General features: G+C 52.8%; 12 protein-coding genes and 1 tRNA gene. 10 read left to right on the top strand and 3 right to left on the bottom strand.

Annotated features, from left to right (window positions below; all coding sequences use genetic code 11):
* Window positions 1–32 precede the first annotated feature (32 nt).
* The 5 genes from rpsA (at window position 33) to HNQ59_RS09120 (ending at window position 4669) form a co-directional block, all read left to right on the top strand.
* The gene (gene rpsA / locus HNQ59_RS09140; RefSeq protein ID WP_246490928.1) at window positions 33–1724 is read left to right on the top strand and encodes a 30S ribosomal protein S1; all 1692 of its coding nucleotides are present in this window, start codon (window positions 33–35) and stop codon (window positions 1722–1724) included.
* 8 nt (window positions 1725–1732) lie between these two features.
* Window positions 1733–2017 (top strand): integration host factor subunit beta, encoded by a 285-nt coding sequence (locus HNQ59_RS09135; RefSeq protein ID WP_184038101.1) that lies wholly within the window; start codon window positions 1733–1735, stop codon window positions 2015–2017.
* Between the two features lie 167 nt (window positions 2018–2184).
* Window positions 2185–2850 (top strand): energy-coupling factor ABC transporter permease, encoded by a 666-nt coding sequence (locus HNQ59_RS09130; RefSeq protein WP_184038098.1) that lies wholly within the window; start codon window positions 2185–2187, stop codon window positions 2848–2850.
* Between the two features lie 177 nt (window positions 2851–3027).
* Window positions 3028–3786: a phytanoyl-CoA dioxygenase family protein gene (locus HNQ59_RS09125; protein WP_184038095.1), complete on the top strand. Its 759-nt coding sequence runs from the start codon at window positions 3028–3030 to the stop codon at window positions 3784–3786.
* Window positions 3787–4087: 301 nt separating this feature from the next.
* On the top strand, window positions 4088–4669 hold the full coding sequence (locus HNQ59_RS09120; protein ID WP_184038092.1) for a lysophospholipid acyltransferase family protein: 582 nt from the start codon (window positions 4088–4090) through the stop codon (window positions 4667–4669).
* Between the two features lie 189 nt (window positions 4670–4858).
* On the opposite strand, the gene tsaD is transcribed toward HNQ59_RS09120, so the two are convergent.
* Window positions 4859–5884: a tRNA (adenosine(37)-N6)-threonylcarbamoyltransferase complex transferase subunit TsaD gene (gene tsaD / locus HNQ59_RS09115; RefSeq protein WP_184038089.1), complete on the bottom strand. Its 1026-nt coding sequence runs from the start codon at window positions 5882–5884 to the stop codon at window positions 4859–4861.
* Window positions 5885–6072: 188 nt separating this feature from the next.
* Here tsaD and rpsU point away from each other — a divergent pair, with 188 nt between their 5' ends.
* From rpsU to HNQ59_RS09090, 5 genes are all read left to right on the top strand, one after another.
* On the top strand, window positions 6073–6285 hold the full coding sequence (rpsU, locus tag HNQ59_RS09110; RefSeq protein WP_184038086.1) for a 30S ribosomal protein S21: 213 nt from the start codon (window positions 6073–6075) through the stop codon (window positions 6283–6285).
* 77 nt (window positions 6286–6362) lie between these two features.
* Complete coding sequence (locus HNQ59_RS09105; RefSeq protein ID WP_184038083.1) at window positions 6363–6809, top strand: GatB/YqeY domain-containing protein; 447 nt, start codon at window positions 6363–6365, stop codon at window positions 6807–6809.
* 188 nt (window positions 6810–6997) lie between these two features.
* Window positions 6998–8809, top strand: a complete 1812-nt coding sequence (gene dnaG / locus HNQ59_RS09100; RefSeq protein ID WP_343074229.1) for a DNA primase — start codon at window positions 6998–7000, stop codon at window positions 8807–8809.
* A gap of 353 nt (window positions 8810–9162) precedes the next feature.
* Window positions 9163–11112, top strand: a complete 1950-nt coding sequence (gene rpoD, locus HNQ59_RS09095) for an RNA polymerase sigma factor RpoD (protein ID WP_184038080.1) — start codon at window positions 9163–9165, stop codon at window positions 11110–11112.
* Window positions 11113–11174: 62 nt separating this feature from the next.
* Window positions 11175–11251, top strand: a tRNA-Ile gene (locus HNQ59_RS09090).
* Between the two features lie 155 nt (window positions 11252–11406).
* On the opposite strand, the gene HNQ59_RS09085 is transcribed toward HNQ59_RS09090, so the two are convergent.
* Together HNQ59_RS09085 and HNQ59_RS19500 are read right to left on the bottom strand one after the other, a co-directional pair.
* Window positions 11407–13362 carry an acetoacetate--CoA ligase gene (locus HNQ59_RS09085; protein WP_184038077.1) on the bottom strand — a complete coding sequence of 652 codons (1956 nt, stop codon included), beginning with the start codon at window positions 13360–13362 and terminating at the stop codon, window positions 11407–11409.
* A partial coding sequence (locus tag HNQ59_RS19500) for a hypothetical protein (RefSeq protein WP_221320215.1) occupies window positions 13263–13776 on the bottom strand: 514 nt, incomplete at its 5' end. The genes HNQ59_RS19500 and HNQ59_RS09085, both read right to left, overlap by 100 nt.

Genomic DNA, 13776 nt, shown 5'->3' with positions numbered 1-13776 from the left:
TGCTGCCTTAAGCACACTAAGGTCTTTATCCAATGACTACCGCTTCCATGGAAAGTTTTGCCGCCCTCTTCGAAGAAAGCCTCACGCGTCAGGAAATGCGTTCCGGCGAGGTAATCACCGCTGAGGTGGTTGGCGTCGATCAGAACTTCGTTACCGTCAATGCAGGCCTCAAATCCGAGTCCCTGATTCCGGTCGAAGAATTCCGCAATGATCGCGGCGAGATCGAAATCAAAATCGGCGACTTTGTTACTGTTGCCATCGATACCCTCGAAAACGGCTACGGTGAAACCAAGCTGTCTCGCGACAAAGCGAAGCGTCTGGCTGCCTGGATTGAGCTGGAAGAAGCATTGGAGAAGGGTACCGTGCTGTCCGGCGTGATCAATGGCAAGGTCAAGGGTGGTTTGACTGTTATGGTCAACAGCATCCGCGCGTTCCTGCCTGGTTCGCTGGTCGATGTCCGTCCGATCAAAGATACTTCTCCGTTCGAAGGCAAGTCCATCGAATTCAAAGTCATCAAACTGGATCGTAAGCGCAACAACGTGGTGGTATCTCGCCGCGCTGTGCTCGAAGCCAGCCTGGGCGAAGAGCGTCAGAAACTGCTGGAAACACTGCAAGAAGGCGCTGTCGTCAAGGGTATCGTCAAGAACATCACCGATTACGGTGCATTCGTTGACCTGGGTGGCATCGATGGCCTGCTGCACATTACCGATCTGGCTTGGCGTCGTGTCAAGCACCCAAGCGAAGTGTTGGCTGTGGGTGATGAGGTGGAAGCGAAGGTTCTGAAGTTCGATCAAGAGAAGAACCGTGTATCCCTGGGCATGAAGCAGCTGGGCGAAGATCCGTGGGTGGGTCTGTCACGTCGCTACCCGCAAGGCACCCGCCTGTTCGGCAAGGTGACCAACCTGACCGATTACGGTGCGTTCGTGGAAATCGAACAAGGCATCGAAGGTCTGGTTCACGTTTCCGAAATGGACTGGACCAACAAGAACGTCCACCCATCGAAGGTGGTTGCACTGGGTGATGAGGTCGAAGTGATGATCCTCGAAATTGATGAAGATCGTCGTCGTATCAGCCTGGGCATGAAGCAATGCCAAGCCAATCCTTGGGAAGAGTTCAGCCAGAACTTCAAGAAGGGTGACAAGCTGCGCGGCACAATCAAGTCGATCACTGACTTTGGCGTGTTCATCGGCCTGCCTGGCGGTATCGATGGTCTGGTGCACTTGTCCGACCTGTCCTGGAATGTGGCTGGCGAAGATGCTGTTCGCAACTACAAGAAGGGCGATGAAGTTGAGGCGGTCGTCTTGTCGATCGACACCGAACGTGAGCGTATTTCCATGGGCATCAAGCAGCTGGAAGGGGATCCGTTCAGCAACTACGTGTCCACTCACGATAAGAACAGCATCGTCAAGGGTACAGTGAAGGCAATCGATGCCAAGGGCGCAACCGTATTGCTGGCTGATGATGTTGAGGGCTACCTGCGCGCAACAGAGGTTTCTCGTGACCGCGTTGAAAACATTGCTGCCATGTTGAAGGAAGGCGACGAAGTTGAAGCCATGATCATCAACATCGATCGCAAGAATCGTAGCATCAACCTGTCCATCAAAGCGAAGGACATGGCCGACGAGAATGAAGCGATGCGCTCCATTCAATCTGATGCCAGCGCAGGTACAACCAACCTGGGCGCGTTGTTGAAGGCTAAGTTGGACAACAAGTCTGCAGAGTAAGAGGCAACATGACGAAGTCGGAGCTGATTGCGAGACTGGCTGCTCGCTACCCACAATTGGTTGTCAAAGATGCAGAATTGGCTGTGAAGGCTATTCTTGATGCAATGGCGACCGGGCTGGCTAGTGGACAGCGTATCGAGATTCGTGGTTTTGGTAGTTTCGATTTGAACTACCGCCCGCCACGTGTTGGCCGCAATCCCAAGTCTGGTGATAAGGTTCAGGTACCTGAAAAATATGTACCTCACTTTAAAGCAGGCAAAGAATTGCGTGAGCGCGTCGACTCTGAATCTTAATGAGTGTCGGTTTGGTCAAGGTATGAAGATACATTGATCAATCTGCGGCCTGTCTGGCGAAAAAACGGCATGGTTTCCATGCCGTTTTTTTTACTTCCACGATAGGCGACTGGAATCGATCAGCGCCTGAATATGGTAATCTCTGCCATCTTATCCGCTATCAATCCATGCATTTCTCTGCCCTGTCATTCCACTCAGACTACTTGATGCTGATCAATCTGCTGGCAATCGCAGTATTGGTCAAAGCGTATCGATCCGCGCCCTGGGGGGTGCTGGGAGAGGGTGCCAAAGTCAATGCCTGGCTCGGGGGTAGTATCATAGTGGCCATGCTTTGGGTGCTTCGCGCTGTCATACAAGATGGCTTATCGCTGCATTTGCTGGGCGCCACTGCCCTGACTTTGATGGTTGGCCCATGGTTCGCGATGCTGGGATTGCTGATCGTGATCTTGGCGCTGGGTGCTTTGGGTGTGTTGGATTGGGGTTGTTTGGGTCTGCATTGGCTGCTATTGGCAGTTCTGCCAGTCTGCATCAGTCAGCTGCTCCTTGTATTCAGCCAGCGGCTCCCTGCTCACTATTTCGTGTATATCTTCATCAATGCCTTTGTCGGTGCGGCATTGTCCATGTTGATGGTCGGGTTGGTGACAGCATCTTTGTATCAAGTGCTGGGTATTGAGCCGTCAGGCCTTCGTTTTGGCGAAACGATGTTGTATTTTGTTTTGTTGGGGTGGGCAGAGGCATTTACGACTGGCATTGCGATGACTTTGATCGTGGTTTACTACCCACAGTGGACTGTTACTTTTGATGATGCACGTTATCTGAGGCGGCGCGATTGAGCGTCGCTCACTATACGGGCTTCATGAATTTGGAGTGGGCACGCCAAATCAAACAACGGCCTAAGATCCACTTGTTTGAAATGACCCAGGGTCTTGTCGGTGAGGTGGGACGGGATTCACTGAAATGCCTCACCAAGTCTGAAACAAAAAACAACGATGTACGGGAGCGCGCTGGAGATGCTGACTACGCAGCAGTTGAGTGAATTCACAACACAAGGTTACTTGGTGCTGAACGCGGCTGCGTCACCAGCGATATGTCAGGCCATGGTCGAGCTGGCCAAATCTGAGTTGGCGCAAGAAGTGATGCCCATCGAATTTGAAGCAGAGACGCATTATCCGGGTGCACCCGCTTCATTGGACGTTGAGGGTGGGAGAACCGCCCGACGCCTATTGCAGGCATATCAGCGGCATCACCTTTTTGCAGAGTGGGCCATAGGCGAAGTGGTGGCAGAGCCGATCCGGCAATTGCTCGGCACAGATGCGCTGCTGGTTCAGGCGCACCATAACTGCATGATGACCAAACAGCCGCGTTTCAGCAGTGAAACGGGCTGGCATCGAGATATTCGCTACTGGCATTACCCCAGGCCGGAGTTGATTTCCGCGTGGCTGGCACTGGGGGATGAACGAGAGCAAAACGGGTGTTTGCTGGTGATGCCGGGCTCACATCAATTACAGCTTGCCACCGATCAGCTGGATGAGCGTCTATTCCTGCGTATCGACCACCCTGCGTCAGATCGTTTGCTGAAAACAGTTGTACCTGTTGAGCTGAAGCGGGGGGATCTACTGTTATTCCACAGCAATCTGTTTCACGCTGCTGGTCGTAATCAAACCCAACAAGTCAAATATTCACTGGTGTTCACTTATCGCGCTGCCAGTAATCCACCGCTGCCCGATACAAGGTCAAGCCGGCTGATGGATATAGCCCTGTCTCGGTGAATTGCCAGTTGGTGTGCGGTGGTGTGGATTTGTAGCTTGCAATCCGTTTATCCCATGCAATCCATGATTTGAAAAGTGCGAACCATTTTCTTGTTATGGAGGGCGCCGATTTCCTATGATGAAGGTTACAAGACAAGCATTTACCGGCAAGGGTTTTTCGGTTATAGTCCAACGCCTTGATTTCCCTCCGATGTTTTCCTTGGGCTGATTTGTAGACTGAAGTACATGGTTGCAAATGCCGAAGGCAACTCTCCGCAGGCATGGCGATTGCCTGCACCTCATTAACCACCAACTCATTGATATGCATTACACCATTTTCGATACCCCTATTGTCCGCTCGGTATTTGCCTGGATCTCCATCATCATGCTCAAGATGACGGGTTGGCGCCTTGAAGGTTCGTTTCCGGCTTTGCCCAAATACGTGATGATTGCCGCGCCACACACCAGTAATTGGGATTTTCCGGTGACGCTGGGGATTTGCTTTGCTGCACGTGCCAAGATCTATTGGATGGGCAAGAGCAGCCTGTTCCGCGGGCCAATGGGGCCGATCATGCGTTGGCTGGGCGGCATCGCGGTGGATCGTTCTAAATCCAATAACTTGGTTCAGCAGATTGTGGATGTATATAACCAGTCTGAACGCTTGGTCATTACCATCCCACCAGAAGGTACCCGTAGCAAGGTGCGATACTGGAAAACCGGCTTCTACCATATCGCAGTCGGGGCGCAGGTACCGATTGTCTTGGCCTTTCTGGATTTCAAGAAAAAAATAGGCGGATTTGGGCCGGTTTTTTATCCAACTGGCAATATTGAAAAGGATATGGCGGAGATTCAGGCATTTTACAAAGGGATCACCGGGAAGAACCCCGACTGCCAGAATGTATGATGAACACGCGTGGCTGAGTGATCAGCTTCCACTCGATATGGCTGGGTGGCACGGCTGAATAGCAGCTTCTCCCAGCCTGCGCCGAGGCGCCGGTGTGAGGCCCATGTAGGAATCAACCAGCCACCAATGTCGGCGCACCGGCAGATGTGTGCTGGCCAGCCCAGATGGCTGTGTATCGGTAGCCTGTATTCAGGTTGGATCGACAGCGCACAGGCTGCCAAGATCCCACCGGGGCCGGACGCCAAAGCTTCCCGATCCTCTCTGCGCCTGGCTCAGCCGTAGCGCGCCAGCAAAGGCGATCATGGCACCATTGTCGGTACAAAATTCCAATGGTGGATAGAACACGGAGAACCTTTTCCTGCTGGCAGCGGCATCCAGGTGCTGTCGCAGTTGCTTGTTTGCACCTACACCACCGGCGATGACCAGCTGGCGGTGCCCAGTTTGCTTCAGCGCCTTCAGTGATTTGGCAACCAGCACTTCCACCATCGCCTCCTGGAAGGCGGCGCAGATATCTGCTCGCGTTGAGTCATCCAGCTGTTTCTGTTCGCGTACCAATGTCAATACAGCCGTTTTCAGACCTGAGAAGCTGAAATCCAGGTCAGGAGAGTGCAACATGGGGCGTGGCAGTGAAAACCGCTTTGGATTGCCTTGCTCCGCCAATCTGGACAGAGCTGGACCGCCAGGGTAGCCCAAGCCCAGCAGCTTGGCTGTTTTATCAAAAGCCTCACCCGCCGCGTCATCCAATGTTTCGCCAAGCAGTGTGTATTGGCCTACCCCGGTGACCTCCATCAGTTGGCTGTGGCCGCCAGAAACCAATAGAGCAATGAATGGAAATGTCGGCGCAGGCGTGGCGAGCAAGGGGGATAACAAATGACCTTCCAGGTGATGAATGCCAATAACAGGTTTGTCGAGTGCAAAAGCCAGGGCGTTGGCGACACTGGCCCCAACCAGCAAAGCCCCCGCCAGTCCTGGGCCTTCGGTGTAGGCAATGGCATCGATGTCCCGCAGTGTCTTTCCTGCAGACTTCAGGCAGGCCTCGGTTAGTGGAAGGATTCGACGGATGTGGTCGCGTGATGCCAACTCAGGTACGACGCCGCCATATTCGGCATGCATGGCCATCTGGGTGTGTAACTGATGTGCGAGCAACCCTTGCTCTGAGTCATATAACGCAACGCCGCTCTCATCACAAGAAGTCTCAATACCCAAAACCAACATGCTGTCATCCAATTCACTGTGTCATGGCTAACCGTCGATTTTACCGTGCTGAGCGCATGGCGCACAAACAACACTTTCTGGATGAGCTTGCAATGGCGCGCAAGTTTTGCTTTGAAAAGCTTGAGCAAGCTGGCATAATGCCGTTTTACCCCCGATTAACCATACCTTTAGAATTGAGGTCGATATCAATGCCTAGCGTCCGCGTCAAGGAAAACGAGCCTTTCGAAGTGGCTCTGCGTCGTTTCAAGCGTACTGTCGAGAAAACCGGTCTGTTGACCGAGTTGCGTGCTCGTGAGTTCTACGAGAAGCCGACCGCTGAACGTAAGCGCAAACTTGCTGCGGCCGTCAAGCGTCATTACAAGCGCCTGCGCAGCCAACAACTGCCGCCGAAGCTGTACTGATCAGCCGCTTGAAGGCACAGGAAAGGCCGCTAGTTGTTAGCGGCCTTTTTCGTTTTTAGGAAATGGAGAGAAAACCGATGAGTTTGAAGCAACGCATTCAAGATGACATGAAGAACGCGATGCGGGAAAAAAATGCCCAACGTCTCTCTGCTATTCGTCTGTTGACTGCGGCGATGAAGCAAAAAGAGGTCGATGAGCGCGTCGAGCTGACAGATGAGCATATTGTTGCCATCATTGACAAGATGCTCAAACAACGCCGGGACTCGATCACTCAGTATGAAGCTGCTGGCCGTCAGGACCTGGCAGATAATGAGAAATTCGAAATGACAGTGTTGCAAGCCTACATGCCAACGCAGTTATCCGATGTAGAGATCGAGGCTGAAGTGGTTTCCGCCATTGCGCAGGTTGGCGCTGCCGGGCCGCAGGATATGGGTAAGCTGATGGGGGTGTTGAAACCCAAGTTGGCGGGCCGTGCGGATATGACCAAGGTGTCGCAATTGGTCAAGGTCAAGCTGGCTGGCTGATGGTGGTTCGGCCCGGCTCGCTCATATCCTTTCCGGCTGTTAGTGATAGAGCCTGACCCATGTCATGAGATGGTATGGGTCGCTTAGGGTGCCTGTGGCGGTGCTCGGCAAGCGGTGTCATAGTTGGCCCATGAATTGCGCAGCATAATGGCTGCGCAATTTTCTTGTCTTTACCTGTGTGGCTTGACGTGTCTCGTATCCCCGATAGTTTTATTCAGGATTTGCTCAACCGTGTTGACATTGTCGACGTGGTGGATCGTTACGTCCCGCTCAAAAAATCTGGCAGCGAATACAAAGCCTGCTGTCCTTTTCATAACGAAAAAACACCTTCCTTCTATGTCAGCCCGGTCAAGCAGTTCTATCACTGCTTTGGCTGTGGTGCAAATGGCACGGTCATCACATTTGTCATGGAGCACGCGGGCCTCAACTTTATTGAGGCGGTCACCGAATTGGCGCAGTCGGTGGGGATGCAGGTTCCAGCAGAAGAGCGGACGCCGGAGGCGCGTCAAGCGGCACAGAAGCGTGCTGAAGTAGAGGCGCTGGATTTGCCGGGCGTGATGCGGGCGGCTTGCATCTACTACCGCAATCAGCTGAAGCAAGCACCGCATGCAATCCAGTACTTGAAAAGGCGTGGTGTGTCGGGCGAAATCGCAGCGCGCTTTGGCTTGGGCTTTGCGCCAGATGGCTGGAGCGGATTGAAGGGTGCGTTTACAGATTATGACACCAACCCGGCTTTGATCGAGTCAGGTCTGGTGAAGGAAAAAGATGGCCGCCGCTACGATTTCTTCAATGATCGGGTGATGTTCCCAATTGTGAATCAGCGTGGGGCCATCATCGGCTTTGGTGGTCGGGTGATGGATAAGGGGGAGCCCAAATATCTGAACTCCCCAGAAACCGTGTTGTTTGAAAAGGGGCGAGAGCTTTACGGCTTGTATCAGGCCCGACAGGCCATCCGTGATGCTGGCAAGGTGCTGGTGGTCGAGGGGTATATGGATGTGGTATCCCTTGCCCAATATGGTGTTGGCTATGCAGTAGCAACCTTGGGGACGGCTACGACAGCCATTCACCTGCAAAAGCTGATGCGGCATACCGATCACCTGGTGTTCTGTTTTGACGGCGATAAGGCGGGGCGAAAAGCGGCCTGGCGTGCTTTGGAAAACGCGCTTCCCCAACTGCAGGATGATAAGCGCCTGGATTTCCTGTTTTTGCCGGAAGATGAAGACCCAGATAGCTATGTCAGGCATTTTGGCAAAGAGGCATTCGAAGACGTGATGGCCAGGGATGCGCTGCCCCTGACGGCATTCATGCTGCGCGAGCTGTCCGCAAAAGTGGACTTGCAGACTGATGAGGGTCGGGCAAGGATGATCAAACTTGCTCAACCGTTGATCACCCAGATTCCGGCGCAGGCGCTCAGTTTGATGCTGAGAAAGCGGCTTGCGGAAATACTGGGGATCGAATCCGATGAGCTCGATCGTCTGTTGGGTATCCGCGTTGCGCAGTCCCGCTATGGCAAGTCCAGATCCAAACCTGTGCCATTTCGCACTGGGCGGCGGCAAGCGCCTTCAATCGAGCGTAAAGTCATTGAATGGTTTTTGCGCGCGCCCGGATGGGCGCAGCATATTGCTCTGCCTGCATGGGCGGGTGAGCATCCGGAGATGGCTGCGCTATATGCGCTTTATGAATATTTGATTGAACACCCAGGGCTGGCCACTGCCGCACAGGTCTTGGAATGCTTTCGCGAGTCCGAACATGAAGGGGTGCTTCGGCGGGTGCTGAGCACGGCTATGGAGGAGCATGAAGAGTTTTCTGATGAAGAGGCGTGGGTTGAATTGAACGATGCCGTCACCAGATTGATAGAGTATGTGTCCAAGCAGCAATGGCGTGGCCAGATGACGCATGTCATGACCGACAAGAATTTCTCGCCTAGCAGCCTGTCCGAAGAAGAGAAAGAATTGTTGCGACAACTTGCTTTGGCAAAATCGCAACCTGCAAGCGACTGAGGCGAGTAGGTGCGGGTCACTGTTCCGCTATAAGCTTTCACGCATTGACGAGATCGAGCCGATCACCGTTGGGTGCGGTGGACTGTCCTCCTCTGCATCCACCTTGATTAAGAGAGGTGCTTTGCCCCTGATTCCGCCTTGAAATCGAGTCGGTGGAGGGTGTGAATCTGTGGTGGAGATGCATGAACGTGTATTTCCCATCATGCAAAGAGCGGTAATCGATGCAAATCGATACATGTTTTGTCAAAGTTGGGCTGAAATATTGGCGTACATTGAATCAATGGCTAACAAATCGGTCTATAACTTGGGTATAATCAACAGCTTTTTCAGTTTGGAAATCAGGAACGGAACCTATGGCGGCAGATCAAGAATTCGACAAGCCTGACATCCCTCAGCCCGAGAAGGAAAGCACCCCGAGTGGTCGCCCGATGTCGCCGGCTGACGCCGAGGCACGTCGTGCGCGCCTCAAGACATTGATTGTGCTGGGCAAAGAGCGTGGTTACCTGACCTTTGCCGAAATCAATGACCATCTGCCAGAAGACATGCTGGATGCCGAGCAGATCGAAGGCATCATCAGTATGATCGCAGATATGGGCATTCAGGTGTATGACGAAGCGCCCGATGCCGAACAACTGTTGATGTCGGACGCAACGCCGCCTGTTGCTGATGATGATGCGGTGGAAGAGGCCGAAGCTGCGCTTTCTACTGTCGATTCTGAATTTGGCCGAACCACCGACCCTGTCCGGATGTACATGCGGGAAATGGGGACGGTTGAGCTCCTGACGCGTGAAGGCGAAATCGAAATCGCCAAGCGCATTGAGGAGGGCCTGAAGCACATGATTCAGGCGATCTCTGCCTGCCCGATGACCATTGCCGAGATGCTGCGCTTGGCGGATGCAGTGGAAAAGGATGAGCTGCGGGTTGACGAATTCATCGATGGTATTGTCGATCCGAATGCTGTCGAGGAAGAAGAAGCGGAATTCAAAGAGCCTAGCGAAGAGGAAGAACTGGTCGCGGGCGAAGAAGAAGAGGAAGACGAGGAGGGCGGTGGCGGCGGCGCCATGAGCGCCAACCTTGAACAGCTGAAGGCCGATATGCTCGCCAAGTTTGCGATCATTCGCCCGCTGTATGACAAGATGATCAAGGCGCTACAGAAGTCCGGCCCGGCCAGTAAGCAGTATACCGAAGCTCAGGTGGCTATTTCCGCTGAGCTGCTGAATATCCGCTTCACGGTCAAGCAGATTGAGGCCATGTGCGACGCGCTACGCAGGCAGGTTGAGGAAATTCGTGGTTTCGAGCGCGAAATCATGGAGATCTGTGTGAATCGAGCTGGCATGCCGAGAGAAATGTTCATCAAGAGCTTTCCTGGGCATGAGGTCGATCACGACTGGGTATTGGATCAAATCGGCTTGGCCAAGCCCTATAGCGAATCAATCGAGCGGCAGAAACACGCCATTTTTGAGGCGCAGAAGAAACTGGCTGTGATTCAAGAGCAGGCGATGATCCCGATCAAAGACCTCAAGGAAATCAATCGTCAGATGTCCACGGGTGAGGCCCGTGCCCGTCGCGCCAAGCGTGAGATGATCGAGGCCAACTTGCGACTGGTGATCTCCATTGCCAAGAAGTATACCAACCGGGGTCTGCAGTTCCTGGACTTGATCCAAGAGGGCAATATCGGCCTGATGAAAGCGGTGGATAAGTTCGAATATCGCCGTGGTTATAAATTCTCGACCTATGCGACCTGGTGGATCAGGCAGGCGATCACCCGCTCAATTGCGGATCAGGCCCGCACCATCCGTATTCCGGTGCATATGATCGAAACGATCAACAAGATGAACCGTATTTCCCGGCAGATTCTGCAGGAAACGGGTTTGGAGCCCGATCCGGCCTTGTTGGCGGTCAAGATGGAAATGCCAGAGGAGAAGATCCGTAAGATCATGAAAATCTCCAAGGAGCCCATTTCGATGGAGACGCCAATTGGTGATGATGATGATTCACACCTGGGCGATTTCATCGAGGATGCGGTGACGTTGGCGCCGAGCGATGCGGCAGTCTACGCAGGCTTGCGCGAGGCGACGAAAGAGGTCTTGGATACGCTCACCCCACGCGAGGCCAAAGTTCTCCGCATGCGTTTCGGTATTGAAATGAATACCGATCATACCTTGGAGGAAGTGGGTAAGCAGTTTGATGTGACGCGTGAGCGAATTCGACAGATCGAAGCCAAAGCCTTACGGAAGTTGCGCCACCCAACCCGTTCCGAGCGCTTGAAGAGTTTCTTGGATAACAATGAGAGCTCGCAGTAATTTGGCCTGTGCGGCGTATCCGGCTTGGATTTGCCGCAAAACCTGCTATAATGGCGGGCTTCGGGCCTTTAGCTCAGTCGGTTAGAGCAGAGGACTCATAATCCTTTGGTCCCGGGTTCGAGTCCCGGAGGGCCCACCAAATATAAAACGCCGGATCAATCCGGCGTTTTTGTTTTTTTGATCAAGCTGAGATTCTCAGCTGCCCGCCTCGGGCAGGTCGTCGTTTGGTTTGGGGTGAATGCCATAAGGCATGAGTCATCTGAACAAGCCAAGCGGGTGCGCTGGCTTGTATGATCAGCTTTGTAGATCAGCTAATTTTTCAAAAAGAGCCAGTGCTTCTGGGTTGGCCAAAGCGTCTTTATTCTTCACGGGCAGCCCGTGAATGACGTTGCGAACGGCGAGCTCGACAATCTTGCCATTGATGGTGCGCGGGATGTCGGCAATCTCGATGATTTTGGCCGGAACATGGCGTGGGCTGGTGCCTTCGCGAATCCTTGATTTGATGCGCTCAATCAGTTCTTGTCTGAGTGACTGTTTGGGCTGCATGCGCACAAATAGAATCACCCGCACATCTCCTTCCCATTCCTGGCCGACTGCCATCGATTCCATGATTTCCGGAAAGGTTTCAACCTGACGGTAGATTTCGGCGGTGCCAATGCGTACTCCGCCTGGGTTGAGTACGGTATCTGATCGCCCGTGGATGATGATTCCATTGTGCGAAGTTAGCTCTGCATAATCACCATGGCACCATGTGTTGGTAAAGCGCTCAAAGTAGGCGCTTCGATACTTGCTGCCGTCCGCATCATTCCAGAAGCCGATGGGCATGGATGGGAAAGGCTTGGTGCAGACTAACTCCCCTTTTTCTCCTTGAATTGGTTTGCCATCGTCATTGAAGATGGCGACGGCCATGCCAAGCCCCCGACATTGCAATTCCCCACGGTATACGGGCAGTACCGGGTTGCCCAGGGCAAAGCAGGAGATGATATCTGTTCCCCCGGAAATGGAGCTTAAGCGGATATCTGATTTGATGGCGCGATAGACGTAATTGAAGCTTTCTGGCAGTAAAGGTGACCCGGTGGAGAGCACAACCTTCAGATCATCGATTTCATGTGTCTTGGCTGGCTGCCCGCCAGCCTTTTCCAGGGCTGATAGATATTTTGCACTTGTGCCAAAAACAGTGAAGCATTCGTCTTCTGCATAGTCCCAAAGCACATTTGCGTTGGGGTGGAAGGGTGAGCCATCATAAAGTGCAATGGTCGCGCCAACGGCCAGTGCGGAAACTTGCCAATTCCACATCATCCATCCGCAGGTGGTGAAGTAGAACAGGCGATCCTGGCGAGTCAGATCACCGTGTAAGACGTGTTCCTTCAGGTGTTGCAGTAGCGTGCCACCAGCGGAATGGACAATGCATTTTGGCGCACCAGTGGTGCCGCTCGAATACATAATATAAAGCGGATGGTCGAACGGAAGCTGTTCGAAATGGATGTCCTTTGCGTTATTGTCCGCAAAATCAAGCCAATTGATTGCATTGGGTAGATCTTCCAAGTCTGGCGTGGGGTCTAGATATGGCACCACTACCAACCTGTCAAGGCTCGGCAGCCTGTCGGCAATCTCAGCAACCCGATCCAAGGTGGAAATAGTTTTGCCTGCATAGAAGTAGCCATCTACGGCAAACAGCACCTTAGGTTCGATCTGTCCGAAGCGATCAATGACCGCTTCTGCGCCAAAATCTGGTGAGCATGATGACCAGATGGCTCCCAGGCTGGTCGCTGCCAACATCGCGATGACGGTTTGTGGCAAATTAGGCAGAAAGCCAGCAACGCGATCCCCCGGCTTGATTCCTAATTGTTTCAGTGCATGGGCAACCTTGGCTACCTCTCCGTGCAACTCAGAAAAACTGTACTCGGCTTGCAGCTTGTCTTCGCCCCGAAAAAGCAAAGCTGCTCGATGGTCGCGGTAACGCAGCAAGTTTTCGGCAAAATTCAGACGTGCGCCGACAAACCACTCTGCACCAGGCATCCGGCCTTCATTTTTCAGAGTGATTTCCCAGCGTTTGCTGGCTTTGACATCACAGAAATCCCACAGCTCCGCCCAAAATGCTTCAATTTGCTCAATTGACCAATCATAGAGGGCTTGATAGCCATCAAGCTTCAATGAGCGTGACTTGTTGACATGTTTGATGAAGCGCTGGATATTGGATTGCTCAATCTGCTTGGGTGTCGGTGACCAGAGTGCTTCGCTAGCGGCCATGGTGTTGTCCTCTGTAATGAATTCTGATTATGTAAGGCAACACTGATTCTATCACCGCTATAGGCCTCCGCTGCTGCCTTGCTTTGGTGCGGCTGCTCGAAAGTTGATTGGGGATTCATCCGCGCCACAAAAAATACCGTGCCTGGAGTTGAATGACGCGGCGATGCATACGAATTTTCAATTGTGTAAAAACAGCGTGTTATGAATTTTCTTTCAAAAATCTGCAATGAGTAGTTGACGGCCAGTGGGTGAGTGAGTATAGTTCGGCCTCTCTCGCAGCGACACAGCGGAACGGAAGATAGTTTAGCTGCTGTAACTGAATGATCTTTAACAAAAAATACAGTCGATAAGCGTGGGTGCTTGTGGATGGGTTGCCGGACTGATGTCTGGTTAATCAAAGAAATAAAGTACTCA

It is taken from the genome of Chitinivorax tropicus (assembly GCF_014202905.1).
Taxonomy (GTDB): domain Bacteria; phylum Pseudomonadota; class Gammaproteobacteria; order Burkholderiales; family SCOH01; genus Chitinivorax; species Chitinivorax tropicus.
Note: the sequence above shows the minus strand (reverse complement) of the source record. Positions and strands in the feature narration are given on the sequence as shown.